Below are 21,717 nucleotides of genomic sequence, written 5' to 3'. Positions count from 1 at the left end.
ATGGCAAGGAAAGCGAAACCCGCGCGGCACCGACCACGACCTGCGGGCCCGGCGCCGGGCGGGCGCGACGGCCGGCCCGTGCCCGGTCGCGTCGCCAGCCGCAAGGGGCCGGCGGAGCGCTGGCCGTTCCTGCTCGCGCTGGCCGGCCTGCTGGTCACCGCGTACCTGACCGTGGTCGCCTGGCGCGGGGAGGGGGCCGCGTTCTGTACCGAGGGTGGCGGCTGCGACGTGGTGCAGGGCAGTGCGTGGTCGACGTTCCTCGGCCTGCCTGTGGCGCTGTGGGGATTCGCGCTGTACGCGCTGCTGGCGGTGGTCGCGTGGCGGCCGGGCAATGCGCTGCTGCGCTGGCGGCGGCTGTGGCGGTTGTCGCTGCTGGGGCTCGCGGTCAGCCTGTACCTGACGCTGGCCGGCGCGATCGCGCTGCAGGCGTTCTGCGTCTGGTGCCTGGCCTCGCTTGCGATCATCGCGGCGCTGTTCGCGGTGGTCAGCCTGCGGCGGCCGAACGGGGCGCCGGGCGTGCCGCGGCAGCCATGGCTGCTCGGCAGTGCGCTGCTCGTCGTCGCCGTGCTCGGTGCGATGCACCTGCTGGCGACCGGCCTGCCGCAGCGGCCGGAGTCGCCGCGCATGACCGCGCTGGTGGCGCACCTGCACGACAGCGGCGTGAAGTACTACGGCGCCTCGTGGTGCGCCAACTGTCGTCGGCAGAGCCGGCTGTTCGGCGCCTCGGCCGAGCGCCTGCCCTATGTCGAGTGCGCGCCGAACGGGCGTACCGGCGCGGTCGCCTTCGAGTGCACCAGCGCCGGCATCACCGCCTACCCGACCTGGGTCATCCGCGGCGAGCAGGTGAGCGAGGTGCTGGAACCCGCGCGGCTTGCGGAACTGACCGGCTTCGACTGGGACGCGGCGGACAAGTGACGCGGGTGCGAAGGCTGCGATGACGCGCCCATGCATCGCGCGCGTCGGGCGCTTCGGCCCGACCTACGGAATGCGTGGGATGCCGTAGGTCGGGGCCACGCCCCCGACGCACGGGGATCGGCACGATGCGGGAACCGGTGCTGGCGGGTCCGGGGCCTTGCGTGCGTCGGGCGCTTCGGCCCGACCTACGGAACGCGTGGGATGCCGTAGGTCGGGGCCACGCCCCCGACGCGTGGGGATCGACACGATGCGGGAACCGGTGCTGGCGGGTCCGGGGCCTTGCGTGCGTCGGGCGCTTCGGCCCGACCTACGGAACGCGTGGGATGCCGTAGGTCGGGGCCACGCCCCCGACGCACGGGGATCGACACGATGCGGGAACCGGTGCTGGCGGTTCGGGGGCGATCCGAGAGGATGGGCGGGGCCCGGAAACGACAACGCCGCCCATGGGCGGCGTTGCGGCGCTACGCGGAAACGCGCGGATCAGCGGTTGTCGAGCGCGGTCTTTTCGGTGCCGAACGGGTTGAGGCGACGGATCTGCCATGGTTCGTTGGGCCACTTGCCGACCAGGTACGGGTGGTCGGGCTCGTTCTCCTGCAGCACCCGGCGGGCATCGGTGGCCAGCTGTTCGTTGCCCAGCCGCGTATAGGCCGTCGCCAGCAGGGCGACGGCGTCGTTCTGGTACTCGCTCTGCGGGTAGGTCTCCAGCAGGTAGGTCGCGCGCTCGGCGGCGGCGACATAGGCCTCGCGGCGCAGGTAGTACAGGCCGGTCTCGATCTCGTGCCGGGCGAAGGTGTTGCGCAGCGCGACCATCCGCTGGCGGGCGTCGGCGGCGTAGCGGCTGTTGGGATACCGGTCGGTCACGGTGCGGAAGTCGGCGTAGGCCTGATTCGGCGACGCCAGGTCGCGGCGGCTGGAGTCCAGGCTCCACACGCGCTGCAGGAACACCGTGTCGCGGCTGGAGTTCGCCAGGCCGCGCAGGTAGTACATGTAGGGGATGCTGCTGTGGGTCGGATAGGTGCGGATGAAGCGGTCGATCGCCGACACGGCCTCGTCGTTGTTGCCCATCTTGTACTGCGCATAGGCCGACTCGATCAGCGCCTGCTCGGTGTAGGGGCCATAGGGATACTGCGCGACCAGGCGGCGGAAGGTGGTCTCCGCGCGGCTCCAGTTGCCCTTGCGCATCGATTCGTGCGCGGTCTCGTAGAGCTCGGCGACGGGCACGCCCTCGTTGGCATCGTCCCGCGTGGCGCCCCGCATGCGCGCACAACCGGAGGCGACCAGGGCGACCAGCAACAGCACAAGCAGGGTGCGGCACGGCAGGGAATGGCGTTGGGTCATGGGGGCGGTGGGCGTTCTGGGCACGAAGGGCCGATAATACCAGTCCGGGCGAGTCGCCCGGTCCCTCGCGCCTGAATCCGAGCCGTCCGAATGAGCGATGACACCCCCGACCTTGCCGGCACCCGCGCCGCGACCGTGCCCGATGCCGCGGCGGGGCGCCGTTTCGATGTGGTGCTGGCGGAGCTGTTCCCGCAGTTCTCGCGCTCGAAGCTGACGTCCTGGATCAGGTCCGGCGAGGTGCTGCTCGATGGCCGCCAGCCGCGCCCGCGCGATCCGGTGGTCGGCGGCGAGACGGTCCAGCTCAACGTCGTGCTCGATACCCAGACCGAAGCCGAGCCGCAGGACATCCCGTTGTCGGTCCTGTACGAGGACGAGTCGGTGTTCGTCATCGACAAGCCGGCCGGCCTGGTGGTGCACCCGGGCGCCGGCAATCCCGACGGGACGCTGGTCAACGCGCTGCTGTTCCGGGATCCGGCGCTGGCGACGCTGCCGCGCGCGGGCATCGTCCACCGGCTGGACAAGGACACCTCCGGGGTCATGGTCGTGGCGCGCACGCTGGAGGCGCACAATGCGCTGGTCGCGCAGCTGTCGGCGCGCGACGTGCACCGGCAGTACGTCGCGGTCGTGGTCGGCGCGCTGGTGTCGGGCGGCACCGCCGACGCACCGATCGACCGCCATCCGCGCGACCGCCTGCGCATGGCGGTGCGCGAGGACGGCCGCGACGCGGTCACCCACTACCGGCTGCGCGAGCGCTTCCGCGCGCACACCGCGCTCGAATGCCGGCTCGAGACCGGCCGCACCCACCAGATCCGCGTGCACATGGCCCACCTGCGGCACCCGATCCTCGGCGACCCGCTGTACGGCGGCGCGCTGAAGCTGCCCAAGGGCGCGTCGGAGGAACTGGTCGCCGCGCTGCGCGGTTTCCGCCGCCAGGCGCTGCACGCCGAGACGCTGGAGTTCCGCCATCCCGTGAGCGGCGAGCCGGTGCGTTGCACCGCGCCGCTGCCGGCCGACATGCAGGCGCTGCTCGGCGCATTGCGGCGCGACAGCGCCGAGCACGCGGAGTCGGCGCGCCGGTGAGCGCGCTGCTGGACGCCGACTGGCCGGCGCCGCCGGGCGTGCATGCGCTGACGACGCTGCGGCACGGTGCCGGGGTCTCGCCGGCGCCGTTCGACCATTTCAACTTCGGCAACACGGGCCCGGGCGGAGACGCGCCGGGCAACGTCGCCGCCAATCGTGCCGAGCTGGCGCGCGTCGCCGCCCTGCCGGCGCCGCCCCGGTGGCTGCGGCAGGTGCACGGGACCGAGGTGCGACGCTTCGATCGCCCTCACCCCGGCCCTCTCCCGCAGGCGGGAGAGGGAGCAGAAGCGGCCCCTCACGTTCTGGACCATCGAGGGCGGCAGCCGGTGATCGCGGCGCCTGCCTTTCCCCCTCTCCCGCTCGCGGGAGAGGGCCGGGGTGAGGGCGCATCCGCGCATGCGGATCTGCCGGAGGCCGACGCCTCGGCGACCGAGATACCGGGCACCGTGCTGGCGATCCTGACCGCGGACTGCCTGCCGGTGGTGTTCGCGGCCATGGACGGCAGCGAGGTCGCCGCCGCGCATGCGGGCTGGCGCGGACTCGCGGCCGGCGTGCTGGAACGCACGCTCGACGCGATGACCACGCCGGCGGCGGAGATCGTCGCCTGGCTCGGCCCGGCCGCGGGACCGGACGCCTACGAGATCGGCGCCGAGGTGTTCGACGCGTTCACCGGGCCGGATCCCGATGCGTCGGCGGCGTTCGTGGCGACGCGGCCGGGGCACTGGCGCGTCGACCTGTACGCGCTGGCGCGCCGGCGCCTGGCCGCCGCGGGCATGCGGCGCGATGCGATCCACGGCGGCACGCACTGCACGATCGGCGAGCCGCAACGGTTCTTCTCGCACCGCCGCGATGCGCGCACCGGGCGCATGGCGACGCTGGTGTGGATCGCGCAACCGTAGCGTCTGGCCTGGCCGGCCGGCCGGAAAGCGTGCCGGAAAGCGTCGGGGGCGTGGCCCCGACCTACGATCGAGGTTCGGTGTTGCGTAGGTCGGCCCTACGCGGCCGACGTGCGCGATATCGGGTTCAGGAGGCGTCGGGGCGTGGCCCCGACCTACGCAACCCTAGAAGCTGTAGCGCACCCGCGCGTAGTAGTACGCGCCGCCGCTGCCGATGCCCGACAGCACGTCGTAGGGCAGGTTGCCGAAGTAGTAGATGTCCTCGTTCGACAGGTCGGCGTATTCGTCGGTCAGGTTCAGGCCGCCGACGGCGACGCGCCAGCGGTCGCCGATGCGGTACTCGACCTCGGCATCGAGCTGCCACTTCGCGCCGTAGACCTGTTCGGGTTCGTAGCCGCCGCCGAAGTTGAACACGCGCTTGGTGCTGCCGTGGCGGGTGACCCGGGTCAGCAGGTTCCAGTCGTCGTTGGCCCAGGTGCCGGTGAACAGCGCCTTGGTGCGCGGCGCGGCGTCGGTCAGGGTGTTGCTCTCCTCGACGCCGAACAGTACGTAGTCCGGGTCGATCGCGGTCAGCTGCGCGGGCGTGTCGACGATGCGCTTGATCTCGGTGTCGGCGTAGCTGTAGCTGCCGCCCAGGCCCAGTTCGCCGCCGGCCAGGGGGTGGCGCCAGTTGGCGACGACCTCGACGCCGCGGGTGCGGGTGTCGGCGGCGTTGGTGAAGAAGCTGACGCTGTTGATGCCGCCGATGCCGAAGGTCTCGTCGATGAAGTCCGTGACCGCGCTGCCGGTGATCGCTTCCGACAGCGCGACGCGGTCGTCGATGTCGATGTGGAAGAAGTCGACCGACACGTCGAAGTTCTCGCCGATGCGGCTGGTGAAGCCGAGGCTGGCGTTGACCGAGGTTTCCGGGGTGAGGTCGGTCGCGCCGAGCGCGCGCGCGATCGGGTTGTTGACCGACAGCAGCCGGCCCTGGATCAGCTGGCCGGCGGCGTTGTAGCCGGTGCTGGTGGACTCGTAGCCGATCTGGCCCAGCGATGGCGCGCGGAAGTTGCGCGACACCGCGCCGCGCAGTGCGAAGGCAGGGGCGAACTCGTAGCGCGCGGCGAGCTTGCCGGTGACCTCGCCGCCGAAGTCGCTGTAGTGCTCGTAGCGCAGCGCGGCATCGGTGCTGAGCTTCTCGCCGAAGTTGCTCGACACGCTGGCGTAGACGCTGGCCACGTCGCGGTCGAGGTCGGCTTCGTCCTGCGGGGTCAGGCCGCCGCCGGCCTGCGAGCCGGTCGGGCGGTCGGTGTAGGGGCCGGCCGCGTAGCTGGCCGGGTCGCCGGCGCCTGTCTCGTAGTCCTCGACGCGGAACTCGACGCCGGTGGCGAAGGTGTGGAAATTCGCGCCGGCCTCGAAGCCGCGGCTCAGGTCGAAGTTCGCCAGCGTCTGCGAGAACGCGTAGTCGCCGGTCTTGAAGCGGGTCGGGCTGGACGGGCCGAGCGAGGCGTTGATCGAGTCGCGCAGGCGGTAGGTGAATTCGTTGCGGCCGTGGTTGAGGCTGGCGTCGTAGTCCCAGTCGCCCCACTGGCCGCGCACGCCGGCCACGCCGGCGACGTCGAGGTTCTCGCCGATCGACACCGGGCGGAAGCCTTCCGGATAGACCTCCGGCCAGTTGGCATCGCTGTCCGGATAGCGGTAGTAGTTGGCGCCCTCGGTGTCGCGCTGGTGGTACGTGCCGAAGGCGTACAGCAGCGCGCTGCCGCCGAGCGCGATCTCGGTGTTGAGCCAGCCGTTGATGTCCTTGGCCGCGCCGTTGCCGTGGTGGTAGTTGCGCCGGCCCTGCACGGCGAGGTTGGCCGGGGTCTGGTCCCATGGCGGAACCTGGTCGAAGCCGGCGCGGTTGGTCGGTTCCAGCTGCTTGTATTCCAGGCCCACGCGAAGGAAGCCGTCGTTGCCGAGATCGGTGCCGACCTTGGCCGCGAGGAACGTGCTCTGGCCATCGGTCAGGGTGCGGCCGATCGGTTCCAGGTCGGTGTGGTGGGCGCCGTAGCTGGCCTCGAATGCGCCGCCGTCGCCGGCATCGTCGAGGATGATGTTGATGACGCCGGCCACCGCGTCGGCGCCGTATTGCGCACCGGCGCCGTCGCGCAGCACCTCGATGCGCTTGATCGCGGTGATCGGGATGGCGTTGAAGTCCACCGGCGTGGTGCCCCGGCCGATCTTGGAGCCGGTCGTCACCAGCGAGGACACGTGGCGGCGCTTGCCGTTGATCAGCACCAGCACCTGGTCGGGGGCGAGGCCGCGCAGCTGTGCGGCGCGGATGTGGTCGGCACCGCCGGAGTTGGACTGGCGCGGCAGGTTGAACGAGGGCAGCAGCGCCTGCAGCGCGCCACCCAGCTCGCCGTTGACCGCCCCGGCGCGGATCAGGTCGTCCTGTCCGAGCACGTCGATCGGCGACGTCGATTCCAGCACGGTGCGGTCGGTCGCGCGGGTGCCGGTGACGATCACCGCGTCGAGGCGGGTCGCGCCATCGTCACCGCTCGACTGGGCGAAGGCCGGCGTGGACAGGCACATGGCGATGGCCGCGGCAAGCGGGGTCGCGAGGCGGGGGGCGGCGAGGCGGGGCGCGATGAAGCGGAACGGGGGCATGCGGAATCCGGATCGGGTGGGAGGGCGGCCGGCGGCAGGCACCGGGGCACGTGCGGACGGCCTGCATTAATCCCAGATGCCGATCGATGCGTCCATCCGGATAAAGCGATGCAGTGTTGCGGCATTGCAACAATTTCGGGCGGCAAGCTCTCTACGATGCATTGCTCGCACCATCGGATCATGCCCATGCCCCACCGCCACGCCCTGGTTCCCCGCCCCCGCGCGTTCCTCCACACGAGCGCGCTGACTGCCGCGCTGCTGCTGTCGGCCTGCGCGACCGCACCGCGCGTCCCCGCTGCCGATGCGGCGCAGGCAGCGGTGACACCGGCCTACCACGGCGACGCCGCGCGTCCCGCCGAGGGCAAGGGCTGGGTGCGCACCGAGCTGTACTTCGCGACCGGCCAGTGGGACGCCAGCCCGGAAGAGGTCGCCGCCGGCGAGCGGCGCTGGCTGGACTTCCTCGACCGCGAGGTCACGCCGCGCTTTCCCAGCGGCCTGAGCGTGTTCGACGTCTACGGCCAGTGGCTGCCGCCGGGGGCCAGCACGCCGTCGCGCCTGCGCTCGAAGGAACTGGTGGTGCACCACCCCGACACCCCGGAGCAGGCGGCCGCGATCGAGGACATCCGCGCCGCCTGGAAGCGCGAGACCGGGCACCTGTCGGTGCTGCGCTCGCAACTGCATGCCGACGTGTCGTTCTGACAGCGTCCGCGCGATTCCGCTGCGGCCCGCACCCGGCCCGGTGGGCTCAACTCCCGATCGCGCCCGGTCCGCGCACACACGCGTCCCGGTCTGCACGCACACATCTCCCCTTCTCCCGCCTGCGGGAGAAGGTGGCGCGAAGCGCCGGATGAGGGGCTTCCGCCCCGCGGCGCGCCACCATCCCAGCCCTCTCACCCGTGAGGGACGCAATGCCCGCAGGCGCGAGACGGGCGATCCGAGATCGGCATCGAAGGCTTCCAATGACTGACCCCGCCCCCACCCGCACCTCGCCGCGCTGGTTCGTCGCCGGCGACCTCAACGGCTTCTTCGGCCTGGTCGTCGACAACCTGTCGATCCTCGGCTTCATCGCCGCTGCGCTGATCGGCATCTTCGGGGTGCCGGCGGACATCGTGTTCGGGCGCATGTTCCCCGGCACCGCGCTGGGCGTGCTGGTCGGCAATCTGCTGTACACGTGGATGGCGCGGCGGCTGGCCGCGCGAACCGGACGCGATGACGTCACCGCGATGCCGCTCGGCCTTGATGCGCCGACCAGCATCGGCATGGCGCTGCTGGTGCTGGGGCCAGCGTTCGCCGGACTGCGCGAGCGGGGCCTGGACCCGCAGGCGGCGGGCATCGCGGTGTGGCAACTGGGCATGGCGTCGCTGGTGGTCATGGGGGTGCTCAAGCTGGTGCTGTCGTTTGCCGGCGACTGGGTCACCCGGATGATTCCGCGCGCTGCGCTGCTCGGGTCGATCGGTGGCGCCGCGCTGCTGCTGCTCGGCTTCCTGCCGCTGGTCGAACTGTTGCGCTCGCCGGTCGTCGGACTGGTGACGCTGGGCCTGCTGCTGTACGCGCTGGCCGCGGGCGGGCGCGTTCCGCTGCGCATTCCCGGCGTGCTGTTCGCGCTGCTGGTGGGCCTTGCGCTGTACTACGGCCTCGGCCTGTCGGGTCTGCTGACCGGCTTCACTCTGCCGCAGGCGGCATGGCCTGCGCCGGCGCTGCCGTGGCCGTCGCTGGGCTTCGTCGACGGCCTGCCGGCGACCGTGCCCTACCTCTCGCTGCTGCTGCCGTTCGGCCTGCTGATGGTCGTCGGCGGCATCAACGTCGCCGAGAGCGCGCGCGCGGCCGGCGACGACTACCGCACCCGCGACGTGCTGCTGGTCGAGGCCGTGTCCACCCTGGTCGCCGGGGTCTGCGGCGGTGTCGCCCAGACCACGCCCTATATCGGCCAGCCGGCCTACAAGCACATGGGCGCGCGCAGCGGCTACACGCTGCTGACCGGGCTGTTCGTCGGCATCGGCGGCATGCTCGGACTGGTGTCCGGGCTGGTGCAGTGGCTGCCGGTGGCGGTGCTGGCGCCGATCATCGTGTTCGTCGGCATCGACATCACCGTGCAGGCGTTCCACAGCACCAGGCGCGAGCATGCGATCGCGGTGGCGCTGGCGTTCCTTCCGGCGATCGCCTATCTGCTGAACATCAAGTTCGGCAATCCCGCGTGGATCGCGCCCGAGCGTTTCGCCGAACTGTACGCGAACGTCGACGGACACGGTCTGCCGGAACTGGCGACGATCGTCGTGCTCGGCAACGGCTTCATCATCACCGCGATGCTGTGGGCGACGGCGCTGGTCGCGCTGATCGACGGCCAGTCGCGCAAGGCGGTGCTGACCCTGCTGGTGGCCGCGGCGCTGACGCTGTTCGGCGTGATCCATTCGGTGCATCCGGCCGGCGCGCTGGTCCTGCCGTGGCAGCTCGAGGGCCTGCGCCAGGCGATCGCGCTGCAGTTCGCCGGCGGCTATGCGGTGCTGGCGCTGGTGCTCGGCCTGCTGTCGCTGCAACGCAAGCCGCCGCAACCCGCGTCTTGACCACCGGCGGCGGCCGGGGCGCTATGCTGCGCGCCCCCGCTCCCGGACCCGCCACTGCCTGATGACGCCGACCCTGTTCCAGACCGTGCTGGGCGCGCCGTTCTTCCGTCTGCCCGAGACCCTGCGCGCACTGCATTCGGTGCGAGGCGACGCGCGCTATGCCGGCCGCGCGTCGATCCAGCGGGGCCGTGGCCTGCTGGCGCGCCTGTGCGGGCGCGTGGCCGGGCTGCCGGCGGCGATGGACGACGTGCCGGTGACCGTGGATTTCGTCAGCGGGCCATCGGGCGAGGTCTGGCTGCGCAGTTTCGGCACCGCGAAGATGCGTTCGCGTCTCTGGCACCACGGAGGCGAGCTGCGCGAGCGCCTGGGGCCGGTGCAGCTGCGCTTCGCCCTGCATACCTGGGACGGGATGATCTTCTGGAACACGACCGGCATCCGCGTGCTCGGCGTCGTGCCGCTGCCGGCGCGGCTGGTGGCCGACGTGCGGTGCCGCGAACGCGAGCACGAGGGCCGCTACGAGTTCCTGGTCGAGGCGCGGTTGCCGGTCGTCGGGCAGTTGATCCGCTACGAGGGCTGGCTGGCGCCGGTCTGACGCGGGCCGCCGCGCTGCGCGGCATCACCTGGCCAGCGCGGGCGCGCTTGCGATAATGGGCGTCTCGTCCCTTTCCCCTGGAGTCTCCGATGACCGCACAGACCCGCGCCGCGCTGGCCGAAGTGCCCGGCGTCGCCGCCGCGCGCGATGCCGCGACCCGCGATTTCGTCTTCAACCACACGATGCTGCGGGTCAAGGACCCGACCGCCTCGCTGGATTTCTACACCCGCGTGCTCGGCTTCACCCTGGTGCGCAAGGTCGATCACGAACAGGCGGCGTTCTCGCTGTACTTCCTCGTGCTGGTCGACGACGACAGCGGCATCCCCGACGGCGACGAGGATCGCCGGCAGTGGCTGGCACGGCAGCGCGGTGTGCTCGAACTCACCCACAACCACGGCACCGAGGCGGAGACCGGCGCGGTCTACCACGATGGCAACAGCGAGCCGCGCGGCTTCGGCCACATCTGCGTCAGCGTGCCGGACATCCGCGCCGCCTGCGCGCGCTTCGAGGCGCTGGACGTGCCGTTCCAGAAGCGCCTGGCCGATGGCACGATGAAGTCGATCGCCTTCATCAAGGACCCGGACGGCTACTGGGTCGAGATCATCCAGCCCGCCCCCTTGTGATGTCTTCCGCCGTCAGGCGGAAGACACCGAAACCCCTCTCCCGCAGCGCGGGAGAGGGGCGGACCACCTGCGGAGCGGGTGGTGGGTGAGGGCTTCCGGATCCGCCACAGGCGGAAGACGCCAGTGCCCCTCTCCCGCGATGCGGGAGAGGGGAGGACCACCTGCGGAGCGGGTGGTGGGGTGAGGGCATGACGCAGCCGTAGCGCCTCCGCTTTTTATCGTCCCGAGCGCAGCGCTGCTTGTTTCGCTGCATCTGCAGATGCAGCAGGTCCCTCGCTGCGCTCGCAACGACAGGATGGAAGGCGCAGTCCCCAGGTGATCCGGCCCGACGGCACCGCCCGGACCGCTCAGCCCTCCGCCTGCCGCTGCGGCGTCGCGGCGAGGTTGTCGAGGAAGTCGCGTCGCCAGGCGTGGATGTCGTAGTCGCGCAATCGCGTGATCAGCGACTGCCAGCGTTCGCGGCGTTCCTCGACCGGCATCGTCGCCGCGGTCGCGATCGCGTCGGCGACGCCGTCGCTGTCGAAGGGATTGACCAGCAGCGCGCCGTCGAGCTCGCGCGCGGCGCCGGCGAAGATCGACAGCACCAGCACGCCGGGGTCCTGCGGATCCTGCGCGGCGATGTATTCCTTGGCGACCAGGTTCATGCCGTCGCGCAGCGGGGTGACCAGGCCGACGCGCGCCAGCCGGTACAGGCCGGTCAGGGTGACGTGCGGATAGGTGCGGTTGACGTAGCGCACCGGCGTCCAGTCGGGCGCGGCGTGGGCGCCGTTGAGGTGGCCGGCGAACTGTTCGAGCTCGCGGCGCAGGGCGCGGTAGCTGGCCACGCCGCCGCGCGAAACCGGCGCGATCTGCAGGTAGGTCAGCTTGCCGTGCATGTCCGGGTACTTCTCCAGGAAGCGCTCGAACGCGCGGAAGCGTTCGGGCAGGCCCTTGGAGTAGTCCAGCCGGTCGACGCCGAGCGCGAGCAGGCGTCCGTTGAGGCTGGCGTGCATGCGCTTGATCGACGGGATGCGCAGCGCGTGCTCGGCCAGCGCTTCCATCGCCCGGGTGTCGATGCCGATCGGGAACGCGTCGGCGCGGACGTGGCGGCCGTCCTGCCCGCGCACGTCGCCGCGGCCTTCGACCCGGCCACCGCCGAACAGGCGCATGTAGTCCTGGAAGCGTTCGAGGTCGCGCTCGGTCTGGAAGCCGACCAGGTCGTAGGCGGTCAGCGCGCCGAAGGTCTTCTCGTGGTTGGGCAGCCCGGCGACGATGTCGGCCGACGGGAACGGGACGTGCAGGAAGAAGCCGATGCGCGCGCGGACGCCGCGCTTGCGCAGCTCCTGTCCCAGCGGCAGCAGGTGGTAGTCGTGCACCCAGATGATGTCGTCGTCGCGCAGGCGCTTGGCCAGCTTCTCGGCGAACAGCGCGTTGGTCGCACGGTAGGCGGCCTGGGTGCCGGCGTTGTAGTCGACCAGGTCGAGGCGGAAGTGCAGCAGCGGCCACAGCGTGCGGTTGGAGAATCCGTTGTAGTAGCCCTCGTAGTCCTCGCGCGAGAGGTCCACGGTGACGTAGTCGATGCCGTCGTGGTGCTGCTCGTGGATCTCGCCCGAGTGCCCGCGTGCGACCTTGCCGCTCCAGCCGAACCACAGCCCGCCGCTGTCGCGCAGCGCCGCGTCCAGCGCGACCGCCAGGCCGCCGTTCTGGTTCGAGCCCGGCAGCGCGACGCGGTTGGAGACGACGACCAGGCGGCTCATGCGGCCTCCTGCCAGGGGCGCGACAGCCGCATCGCGGCCATGATCAGGCCGACGTGCGAATAGGTCTGCGGGAAGTTGCCCCAGGCCTCGCCGTCGTCGAAGGCCAGGTCCTCCGACAGCAGGCCCAGGTGGTTGCGGCGTGCGAGCAGGGTCTCGAACAGTTGCCGGGCCTCGCGTTCGCGGCCGATCGACGCCAGCGCGTCGATATACCAGAAGGTGCAGATGGTGAAGCTGGTCTCGGGGTCGCCGAAGTCGTCGGGGGTGATGTAGCGGAACAGGCCGTCGCCGTGCCGCAGGGTGCGGCCGATCGCCTCGACGGTGGCGACGAAGCGCGGGTCGTCCGGCTTCACGAAGCCGAGGTCGGCGAGCAGCAGCAGCGACGCGTCGAGCCGGTCGCCGCCGAACGCGTCGGCGAAGTGGCCCAGCTCGACGTTCCATGCCTCGGCGAGGATGCGCTCGCGGATCGTGTCCGCGCGCCCGCGCCAGTGCGCGGCGCGATCGGACAGGCCCAGCTGTGCGGCGATCTTGGCCAGCCGGTCGCAGGCCGCCCAGCACATCACCGCCGAATAGGTGTGCACGTGGGCCTTGCCGCGGAACTCCCACAGGCCGGCGTCGGGCCTGTCGTGCAGCCGCCACGCCAGGTCGCCCAGCGGTTCGAGCTTGCGGAACGTGGCCGCGTCGCCGCGGTTCTCCAGGCGCTGGTCGAAGAACAGCTGGGTCGAGGCCAGCACCACGCTGCCGTAGGTGTCGTGCTGCTTCTGCACCCAGGCCAGGTTGCCGCGGCGCACCGGCCCCATGCCGCGGTAGCCGGCGAGGTCGGGCACCTCTTCCTCGGCCAGGTCGTGCGCATAGGCGATGCCGTAGACGGGCTGCATGTCGCCGTCCTCGCTGACCGCCAGGTTGAAGATGTAGCGGATGTACTGCTCCATCGTGCGGGTCGCGTTGAGCCGGTTGAGCGTGCGCACGACGAACGCCGCGTCGCGCAGCCAGCAGTAGCGGTAGTCCCAGTTGCGCGGCGTGCCGGCGGCCTCGGGGATCGACGTGGTCATCGCCGCGATGATGCCGCCGCTCTCCTCGTACTGGCACAGCTTCAGGGTGATCGCGCTGCGGATCACCGCGTCCTGGAAGTCCAGCGGGATCGACAGCGAGCGCACCCAGTCGCGCCAGTACGCGGTCGTGCTGTGCAGCGCATCGCGGACGAAGGTGTCGATCGGCTGGGTCAGGGTCTCGTCGGGGCCGAGGATGAAGTGCAGGTCGCGGTCGAGCACGAACGACAGGCCTTCGCGCAGCGCGCGGACCGGCATGTCGGTGGTCACCCGCATCGCCAGCTGCGGCAGCAGGAAGCGGATGTGGTTGCTCCCCCACGTGGTCTCGGGCGCGCGGGCGCCCCAGTCGGCCAGCGGGCGCAGCAGCACGCGGATGCGCGGGCTGCCCGACAGCCGTCGCAGCTGCCGGACCAGCATCACCGGGTGGTAGAAGCGCCCGTGCTGGCGCCAGCGCGGGGCGAAATCGGTGATCTCCAGCGCGCCGCCGTGGCGGTCGTACAGCACCGTGCGCAGGATCGCGGTGTTCTCCAGGTACTGCTGCTCGCTGCGGTCGAAGTCGTCGAGCTCGATCGCCCAGTCGCCATGGCCCTGGCGCGGCGACAGCAGCGCGCAGAACGCGGGGTCGCCGTCGAAGGCGGGCAGACAGGACCACACCAGTCGCGCCTGCGCGTCGAGCAGTGCGCCGAACGCACCGTTGCCGACGAGGCCGAGGTCGAGGCTGGGAGCGAGCGGCTGGGGCATGCGGGTCAGTCTCCGGGTGTCGAGGCGAGCCAGCGGCGGACCGCGGCGGGATTGCGCAGGCCGAAGCGCGCGGCGCTGCCGGCGCGGTCGCCGACGAGGATGCTCAGGCCGTCGCGGGCGTTGACCGCGGCGAAACCATGTTCGTCGGTGAGGTCGTCGCCGGCGAACACCGGGCGGCGGCCGGCGAACGGCGTTTCGTCGAGGAAGGCGAGGATCGCGCTGCCCTTGTCGGCGTGGCGTGGACGCAGTTCCAGCACGTGGTCGCCGGGCTGCAGCTGGTAGCCCGGCAATGCCGGCAGTGCCTGCTCGGCGAATGCGCGCAGTGCCGGTTCTGCGGCCGGCGCGCCGCGCCAGTGCAGCGCCAGCGCCGCGCCCTTGTCCTCGATCAGGGTGCCGGGGTGGGCGGCGACCAGCCGGCTGGCGGCCGCGTGGACGTCGGCCAGCGCGTCGGGCGCCGCCGCCGCGGCGACGATGCCGTCGGGCGTGCGCCGTTCGACGCCGTGCAGGCCGGCGGCGTGAAAGCGCTGGGGTGCGAACAGCGCGTCGAGCGTCGCGATCCCGCGCCCGCTGACCAGTGCCAGCGCGCCATCGAGGCGCTGGCGCAAGGCGACCAGCCGCTCCGGCAGGCCCGGCGGCACGACGACCGCGTCGGGTCGCGGTGCGAACTCCAGCAGACAGCCGTCGACGTCGAGGAACAGGGCCCAGTCGTCGGCCGGCGGCGGTGGCGACGGGCGGGTGTGGGGCGGGCTGGGCACGGAGGCGGTGGCGGCGTCGGGATGCTGCATCGCAGCGTATCCTGTCGCCGGGAAACGTAAACCGGTGTGAATCCGTGCCTGCCGACGTCGATGCCCCGCGGTCCGATCCGGCGACGCCGGAAGTCATCGTCTTCGATGGCGTCTGCGTGCTGTGCAGCGGCTGGGTGCGCTTCCTGCTGCGCCGCGACCGCCGCGGCCGCTACCGGTTCGCGGCGATGCAGGCGCCCGCCGGGCGCGCGCTGCTGCAGGCCCACGGGCTCGATCCGGACGATCCGGTGTCGTTCCTGCTGGTCGGGCCGGCGGGGGCGCGCCGCGACAGCGATGCGGTGATCGCGGTGCTGGCCGGCCTCGGCGGGCCGTGGCGGGCGGCCGGCGCGCTGCGGTTGCTGCCGCGCGGCCTGCGCGATGCCGGCTACCGCTGGCTGGCGCGCAACCGCTACCGCTGGTTCGGGCGGCGCGCGGCCTGCCTGCTGCCGCCGGCGGACGCGCGCGACCGGTTCCTGTAGCTTCCTGTCGCGCGCGACGACGACAACCGCATTCCGGCTATTTCTTGCCCTTCCGCGGTCTTGAATCACGCGATCACCACCGCAATCTGAATAGCATCTCCGGTGTCCCACCGGACACGTTCGATATTCGAGGGGTCTCCCATGCGGATGGACAAGCTCACATCGCGTTTCCAGCAGGCGCTGGCGGACGCGCAGTCGCTGGCCGTGGGCCGCGACAACAACATGATCGAGCCGGCGCACCTGCTGCTGGCGCTGGTCGACCAGTCCGGTGGCGGCACGCGGCCGTTGCTGGCGCAGGCCGGCGTCAACGTGCCGGTGCTGCGCGACCGGCTGGTCGAGGCGCTGGACAAGCTGCCCAAGGTGTCCGGCCAGGCCGGCAGCATCTCGGTCGGCAACGACCTCGGCCGCCTGCTCAACGTCACCGACAAGCTGGCGCAGCAGAAGGGCGATGCGTTCATCGCGTCCGAGCTGTTCCTGCTCGCCGCGCTCGACGACCACGGCGACGCCGGCAAGGCGTTGAAGGCGGCCGGCGCCGACAAGGCGCGGCTGGAAGCGGCGATCGACAAGGTGCGTGGAGGCGAGAAGGTGCAGGACGAGAACGCGGAAGACGCCCGCCAGGCGCTGGAGAAATACACCATCGACCTGACCGCGCGCGCCGAGAGCGGCAAGCTCGACCCGGTGATCGGCCGCGACGAGGAGATCCGCCGCACGATCCAGGTGCTGCAGCGCCGGACCAAGAACAACCCGGTGCTGATCGGCGAGCCGGGCGTGGGCAAGACCGCGATCGTCGAGGGCCTGGCCCAGCGCATCGTCAACGGCGAGGTGCCGGAAGGCCTGCGCGGCAAGCGCGTGCTGTCGCTGGACATGGGTGCGCTGATCGCCGGCGCCAAGTTCCGCGGCGAGTTCGAGGAGCGGCTGAAGGCCGTGCTCAACGACCTGTCGAAGAACGAGGGCCAGATCATCCTGTTCATCGACGAGCTGCACACCATGGTCGGCGCCGGCAAGGGCGACGGCGCGATGGACGCGGGCAACATGCTCAAGCCCGCGCTGGCCCGCGGCGAGCTGCACTGCATCGGCGCGACCACGCTCGACGAGTACCGCCAGTACATCGAGAAGGATGCCGCGCTGGAGCGCCGCTTCCAGAAGGTCTATGTCGGCGAGCCGACGGTCGAGGACACGATCGCGATCCTGCGCGGGCTCAAGGAGCGCTACGCGGTCCACCACGGCGTGGAGATCACCGATCCGGCGATCGTCGCCGCGGCCACGCTGTCCAACCGCTACATCACCGACCGCCAGCTGCCCGACAAGGCCATCGACCTGATGGACGAGGCCGCCTCGCGCATCCGCATGGAGATCGACTCCAAGCCGGAGGAACTCGACCGCATGGAGCGGCGCCTGATCCAGCTCAAGATCCAGCGCGAGATGCTGAAGAAGGAGAAGGACGATGCGTCGAAGAAGCGCCTGGCCGACCTGGAGTCGGACATCGACACGCTCGAGCGCGAGTTCTCCGACCTCAACGAGATCTGGAAGTCGGAGAAGGCCTCGCTGCAGGGCGCGACGAAGATCAAGGAGCAGATCGAGCAGGCCAGGGTCGACCTGGAAGCCGCGCAGCGCGCGCAGGACTACGCGAAGATGAGCGAGATCCAGTACGGCCTGCTGCCGTCGCTGGAGAAGCAGCTGGCCGCGGCCAACGAGGTCGAGCACAAGGAATTCAAGCTGGTCCAGGACCGGGTGACCGCCGAGGAGATCGCCGAGGTCGTCAGCCGCTGGACCGGCATCCCGGTCAACCGGATGCTCGAGGGCGAGCGCGACAAGCTGCTGCGCATGGAGGACGAACTGCACCGGCGCGTGGTCGGCCAGGAGGAGGCGATCAAGGTCGTGTCCGACTCGGTGCGGCGCTCGCGCGCGGGCCTGTCCGATCCCAACCGTCCCAGCGGTTCGTTCCTGTTCCTGGGCCCGACCGGCGTCGGCAAGACCGAGCTGTGCAAGGCGTTGGCCGATTTCCTGTTCGACAGCAGCGACGCGATGATCCGCATCGACATGAGCGAGTTCATGGAGAAGCACTCGGTGGCCCGCCTGATCGGCGCGCCTCCGGGCTACGTCGGCTACGAGGAAGGCGGCTACCTGACCGAGGCGGTGCGTCGGCGGCCGTATTCGCTGATCCTGCTCGACGAGGTCGAGAAGGCGCATCCGGACGTGTTCAACATCCTGCTGCAGGTGCTCGACGACGGCCGCCTGACCGATGGCCAGGGCCGCACGGTGGATTTCCGCAACACCGTGATCGTGATGACCTCCAACCTCGGCTCGCACCAGATCCAGGAGCTTGCCGGCGACGACTCTCCCGAGGCCTACACCCAGATGAAGGCCGCGGTGATGGGCGTGGTGCAGGCGCACTTCCGCCCGGAGTTCATCAACCGGCTCGACGACATCGTCGTGTTCCACCCGCTGGACAAGGTGCAGATCCGCCAGATCGCGCGGATCCAGATGCACGGGCTGGAACAGCGGCTGGCCGAGCGCGGCATCCGCATCGAGGTCGGCGACAAGGCCTTCGACCTGCTCGGCAACGTCGGCTTCGACCCGGTCTACGGCGCGCGCCCGCTGCGCCGGGCGATCCAGGCGCAGCTGGAGAATCCGCTGGCCCAGCGCCTGCTGGCCGGCGAGTTCGCCAGCGGCGATACCGTCAAGGTGGATGCCGCGGGCGGCCAGCTGGTGTTCGACAAGGGCTGAGCGCCGGAACTGTGGGGCGGGTCTCGACCGCCGTGGGCCACCGCGTCCGGCGCAATCCGGAAGGAACAAACCGTACAGGCGGGTCGAGCCCCGCCTTTTACATGCGGGCGCTGCCTTCGTAGGCGGCGATCTCCCCGTCGGCGAGCAGCGCACGCAGTTGCGCCGCCGAGGCGCGGCGCATCGGCTTTTCGTCGACGCTCGACAGCGGTGCCTGGCGCAACGCGTCGTGCGGCAGCACCGTCAGGTCGAACGCCAGGCCGTCGGCGCTGAACACCCAGACCGGGAAGTCCGCGCTGCGCGCCCGGTCGAGCCGCAGTTGCCGGTCGCGGGCGTCGGCGGGAATGCCATGGCCGTCGAGGAACCGGCCAACCGCATCGGCATCGTCGCTGTGCAGGTGCAGCTGTACCGGCGTGTTGGCGTCCGCGGTGCCTTCCAGCACCGCGCCGACGAGGCGCGGCGAGAATCCGGCGAAGAACTCCAGTGCGCGCAGTGCCGCCTCGCGGCGCTCGCGCAGCGCCGCGACCTGCGCGTCGCCGAGGAACAGCCGCTGGTACTCGCGCAGCGCGTCCTCGATCTCGCGGTTGCGCGGCAGCGAGGCGTCGTCGTGGATGCCCAGCCGCTCGGCGGCCTTGTGCTTGGCCTGGCGGAAGTCGCGGATCCCGCCTTCGGCCATCAGCCGGGCGGCCTCGTGGGCGAGACGGTGGCGGCGTTCGCGGGTGCGCGTCTGCGCATGCTGATGGGCGCGATGCATGCCATTCCCCTCGATGACCTGCCCCGACTGTACGCATTCGGCGTGACGGGTCAATGCAGGCCCGTCGCTTCGCATCGGGGACGTTCACATCAGAAGATGTCGAACGCCTCCTCGGCCGGCATGTCGTCCATCTGCAGGTCGATCTCCGACTCCATGCGTTCCAGGTCCTCGGCCTTCACGTACTCGATGATGCCGCCTTCGGACGTGGTCGGCAGCAGCCGGCCGCCCGCGGTCACCGCGACCCGGACCATGCCGTCCGGCGGCTCGTTCTGCGCCAGCGGCACGTCGGCCAGCGCGACGCGCATGAAGTCGATCCAGATCGGCAGCGCGGCGCGGCCGCCGTACTCGCGGTAGCCGAGCGAGCGGTTGTCGTCGCGCCCGACCCAGACCGAGGTCACCAGGTTGCCGCCGAAGCCGGAGAACCAGGCGTCGCGGTGGTCGTTGGTCGAGCCGGTCTTGCCGCCGATGTCCTCGCGCTCGAGCACGCGCGCGGCGCTGCCGGTGCCGCGGCGGACCACGTCGCGCATCATCGAGATCATCTGGTAGGCGATGCGGTCGTCGATCGCCCGCGGCGCCAGCACCGGTTCGGCGCCGTCCTCGCGCGCTGCCGGCGCGGCTTCCGGTGCCGCCGCCGGCACCTCCGGGGCGGTGGCGACGGGCTGCGGCGCAGGCGCGCTCGGCGCGGGACCCAGGTCGAAGCCGTCGACGACCGTCGACGGCGTCGCGGGCTGGCCCGGCGTGCCGCCGCTGGCGCAGGTCCGGCACGCGGTCGGCGGATTCTCCTTGTAGATCAGCGTGCCTTCGCGGTCGCGGACCTCGTCGATGAACCACGGCGTGACCCGGAACCCGCCGTTGGCGAACACCGCATAGCCGCGGGTGATGTCGATCGGCGTCAGCGACGGCGTGCCGAGCGAGATCGACAGGTTCGGTGGCAGCTGCGCCTCGTCGAAGCCGAACGCGCTGATATAGCCGCGCGCGTAGTCGACGCCGATCGAATCGAGCAGGCGCACCGCGACCAGGTTGCGCGACTGCACCAGCGCCTCGCGCAGGCGCATCGGCCCGACGAAGCGGCCGTCCGAGTTCTGCGGCCGCCAGTCCTGGCCGCGGCGCATGCGGAACAGCACCGGCGCGTCGAGCACGATCGACGCCGGGTTGTAGCCCTTCTCGAATGCGGCGGCGAAGATGAAGGGCTTGAAGCTGGAGCCGGGCTGGCGCCGCGACTGGGTGGCGCGGTTGAAGTTGCTGCCGGCGAAGCTGAAACCGCCGATCAGCGCGCGCACCGCGCCGTTGTCCGGTTCCATCGACACCAGCGTGGCCTGCGCGCGCGGCAGCTGGTCGAGCTGCCAGGTCACCACCGGCGGTGGCGGCGGCGCGTCGGCGTCCGCACCGGCGGGCGCCTTGGCGGCGGTCTCGACCCGGCGCACGCGGGTCAGGTCGCCGCGGGCGAGCAGCGCGGCGGGGTTGCGGCCGGTCCAGCGGCTCGCTGCCGCATCGAGGGTCACGGTGCTGCCATCGGCGAGCACGACGTCCGCGGTGTTGTTGCCGCTGCGGACCACGATCGCCGGCAGCAGGCCGCCCTGCGCGGGAATGCCGCGCAGCCGCGCGGCGGTCGTCGCCGCGTCCTCGTCGGCGGCGAGCTCGAAGGTCTGGTCCGGCTTGACCCAGCCGTGGCGATGGTCGTAGGCCGCCAGCCCGCTGCGCACGGCCAGCTCGGCGGCCGCCTGCATCGTCGGGTCGATCGTCGTGGTGACGTGGTAGCCCTTGGTCAGTACGTCGCCGCCGTAGCGGGCGACCATCTCCAGCCGCACCATCTCGGCCACGTAGGGTGCGTAGACCTCGATCGGGCGTTCGTGCGGCCGGGCATGCATCTCCACCGCGCGCGCGGCGGTGGCCTCCACGGCGCTGATGTAGCCCAGATCCTGCATCCGGGCCAGCACGTAGACGTCGCGGCGTTCGCGGGCGCGCTCGGGGTTGCTGATCGGGTTGCCGCTCGACGGGAACTTGGGGATGGCGGCCAGCGAGGCCATCTCGTCGAGTTCCAGCTGGTCCAGCGACTTGCCGAAATAGAACTCCGCGGCCGCGGCCACGCCGTAGGCGCGGTTGCCGAAGAAGCTCTTGTTGAGATACAGCTCGAAGATCTGGTCCTTGGTCAGCTGCCGCTCCATCTTGCGCGCCAGCAGCATCTCGGCGAACTTGCGGGTGAAGCTGTACTCCGAACTCAGGAAGAACTGGCGCGCGACCTGCTGGGTGATCGTCGAGCCGCCGGGCACGCGCCGGTCGTCGGTCGTGGCCAGCAGCCACAGCGCGCGCGCCACGCCGCGGTAGTCGATGCCGTCGTGCTCGTAGAAGCGCGCATCCTCGGTGGCGAGGAAGGCCTGCTTGAGCCGCTCGGGCACGTCCTCGATCTTGACCGGGTAGCGGCGGGTCTCGCCGAACAGGGCGATCAGCCGGCCGTCCCTGGCGTAGACGTACATCGGCTCCTGCATCTCGACATCGCGCAGCGAGGTGACATCGGGCAGCTTCGACGCGACGGCGGCATACAGGATGCCGGCGGCGACCGCGCCGAGGATGGCAAGGACAAGCGCGGCGACCAGGCCCCAGCGCAGCACACGGCGGAATCGGGACATGCGGGGCGGGTTTCCTGCGGTATCGGGGTCGTTTCTCATCGCGGGCAAGTATAGGGGACCGGCCCGCCCGCGCCCCACTGCCCGGCCGGGCCGGCAGCGGGCGGTGCGTCAAACCGGGGTTCGCCTGCCCCGGAAGTGTGCCCGGGCTTGCAGTTCCGGTTGTCCGCCCCCCCATCAATGGTTGCCATCGGC

General features: G+C 71.2%; 16 protein-coding genes. 9 read left to right on the top strand and 7 right to left on the bottom strand.

The genetic code is table 11. From position 1 onward, the window contains the following. The first annotated feature begins 78 nt into the window (after positions 1 to 78). Positions 79 to 915: a vitamin K epoxide reductase family protein gene (locus tag LDO26_RS02160; protein WP_232129436.1), complete on the top strand. Its 837-nt coding sequence runs from the start codon at positions 79 to 81 to the stop codon at positions 913 to 915. Between the two features lie 480 nt (positions 916 to 1,395). Here LDO26_RS02160 and LDO26_RS02155 read toward each other — a convergent pair whose 3' ends face one another. After that, on the bottom strand, positions 1,396 to 2,253 hold the full coding sequence (locus LDO26_RS02155; protein WP_232129435.1) for an outer membrane protein assembly factor BamD: 858 nt from the start codon (positions 2,251 to 2,253) through the stop codon (positions 1,396 to 1,398). Between the two features lie 90 nt (positions 2,254 to 2,343). Between LDO26_RS02155 and rluD the strand changes: the two genes are divergently transcribed. Beyond that, positions 2,344 to 3,333: a 23S rRNA pseudouridine(1911/1915/1917) synthase RluD gene (gene rluD / locus LDO26_RS02150; RefSeq protein ID WP_232129434.1), complete on the top strand. Its 990-nt coding sequence runs from the start codon at positions 2,344 to 2,346 to the stop codon at positions 3,331 to 3,333. After that, a complete protein-coding gene (gene pgeF, locus LDO26_RS02145; RefSeq protein WP_232129433.1) occupies positions 3,330 to 4,232 on the top strand; it encodes a peptidoglycan editing factor PgeF in 903 nt (300 codons plus the stop codon). Before rluD ends, pgeF begins: the two co-directional genes overlap by 4 nt. A gap of 162 nt (positions 4,233 to 4,394) precedes the next feature. Here pgeF and LDO26_RS02140 read toward each other — a convergent pair whose 3' ends face one another. After that, positions 4,395 to 6,860 carry a TonB-dependent receptor plug domain-containing protein gene (locus LDO26_RS02140; protein ID WP_232129432.1) on the bottom strand — a complete coding sequence of 822 codons (2,466 nt, stop codon included), beginning with the start codon at positions 6,858 to 6,860 and terminating at the stop codon, positions 4,395 to 4,397. Positions 6,861 to 7,046: 186 nt separating this feature from the next. Between LDO26_RS02140 and LDO26_RS02135 the strand changes: the two genes are divergently transcribed. From LDO26_RS02135 to gloA, 4 genes are all read left to right on the top strand, one after another. Beyond that, positions 7,047 to 7,559 (top strand): DUF3574 domain-containing protein, encoded by a 513-nt coding sequence (locus tag LDO26_RS02135; RefSeq protein ID WP_232129431.1) that lies wholly within the window; start codon positions 7,047 to 7,049, stop codon positions 7,557 to 7,559. 260 nt (positions 7,560 to 7,819) lie between these two features. Further along, positions 7,820 to 9,421 carry a hypothetical protein gene (locus tag LDO26_RS02130; RefSeq protein WP_232129430.1) on the top strand — a complete coding sequence of 534 codons (1,602 nt, stop codon included), beginning with the start codon at positions 7,820 to 7,822 and terminating at the stop codon, positions 9,419 to 9,421. Between the two features lie 61 nt (positions 9,422 to 9,482). After that, positions 9,483 to 10,013 (top strand): DUF4166 domain-containing protein, encoded by a 531-nt coding sequence (locus tag LDO26_RS02125; protein WP_232129429.1) that lies wholly within the window; start codon positions 9,483 to 9,485, stop codon positions 10,011 to 10,013. Positions 10,014 to 10,102: 89 nt separating this feature from the next. Continuing rightward, positions 10,103 to 10,636, top strand: a complete 534-nt coding sequence (gene gloA / locus LDO26_RS02120; protein WP_232129428.1) for a lactoylglutathione lyase — start codon at positions 10,103 to 10,105, stop codon at positions 10,634 to 10,636. A 347-nt stretch (positions 10,637 to 10,983) separates the two neighbouring features. On the opposite strand, the gene otsA is transcribed toward gloA, so the two are convergent. The 3 genes from otsA to otsB are packed head-to-tail and all read right to left on the bottom strand — an operon-like array spanning position 10,984 to position 14,944. Then, a complete protein-coding gene (gene otsA, locus LDO26_RS02115; RefSeq protein WP_232129427.1) occupies positions 10,984 to 12,372 on the bottom strand; it encodes an alpha,alpha-trehalose-phosphate synthase (UDP-forming) in 1,389 nt (462 codons plus the stop codon). Next, positions 12,369 to 14,159, bottom strand: coding sequence for a glycoside hydrolase family 15 protein (locus LDO26_RS02110; RefSeq protein WP_232129426.1), 1,791 nt, complete (start codon positions 14,157 to 14,159; stop codon positions 12,369 to 12,371). Before LDO26_RS02110 ends, otsA begins: the two co-directional genes overlap by 4 nt. A 5-nt stretch (positions 14,160 to 14,164) precedes the next feature. Then, a complete protein-coding gene (gene otsB / locus LDO26_RS02105) occupies positions 14,165 to 14,944 on the bottom strand; it encodes a trehalose-phosphatase (protein ID WP_232129425.1) in 780 nt (259 codons plus the stop codon). Between the two features lie 44 nt (positions 14,945 to 14,988). On the opposite strand from otsB, the gene LDO26_RS02100 reads away from it, so the two are divergent. Both LDO26_RS02100 and clpB read left to right on the top strand, forming a co-directional pair. Further along, entirely contained in the window at positions 14,989 to 15,420 is a 432-nt protein-coding gene (locus tag LDO26_RS02100; protein ID WP_232129424.1) for a thiol-disulfide oxidoreductase DCC family protein, read from the top strand. 141 nt (positions 15,421 to 15,561) lie between these two features. Next, on the top strand, positions 15,562 to 18,147 hold the full coding sequence (clpB, locus tag LDO26_RS02095) for an ATP-dependent chaperone ClpB (RefSeq protein ID WP_232129423.1): 2,586 nt from the start codon (positions 15,562 to 15,564) through the stop codon (positions 18,145 to 18,147). Positions 18,148 to 18,244: 97 nt separating this feature from the next. Here clpB and LDO26_RS02090 read toward each other — a convergent pair whose 3' ends face one another. Then, entirely contained in the window at positions 18,245 to 18,898 is a 654-nt protein-coding gene (locus LDO26_RS02090) for a hypothetical protein (protein ID WP_232129422.1), read from the bottom strand. Positions 18,899 to 18,987: 89 nt separating this feature from the next. Beyond that, positions 18,988 to 21,525, bottom strand: a complete 2,538-nt coding sequence (locus tag LDO26_RS02085; RefSeq protein WP_232129421.1) for a penicillin-binding protein 1A — start codon at positions 21,523 to 21,525, stop codon at positions 18,988 to 18,990. Positions 21,526 to 21,717 lie beyond the last annotated feature (192 nt).

Origin of the sequence: Proluteimonas luteida, from assembly GCF_021191695.1 — a bacterium.
Taxonomy (GTDB): domain Bacteria; phylum Pseudomonadota; class Gammaproteobacteria; order Xanthomonadales; family Xanthomonadaceae; genus Luteimonas; species Luteimonas luteida.
This window is presented reverse-complemented; position numbering and strand designations above follow the sequence as displayed.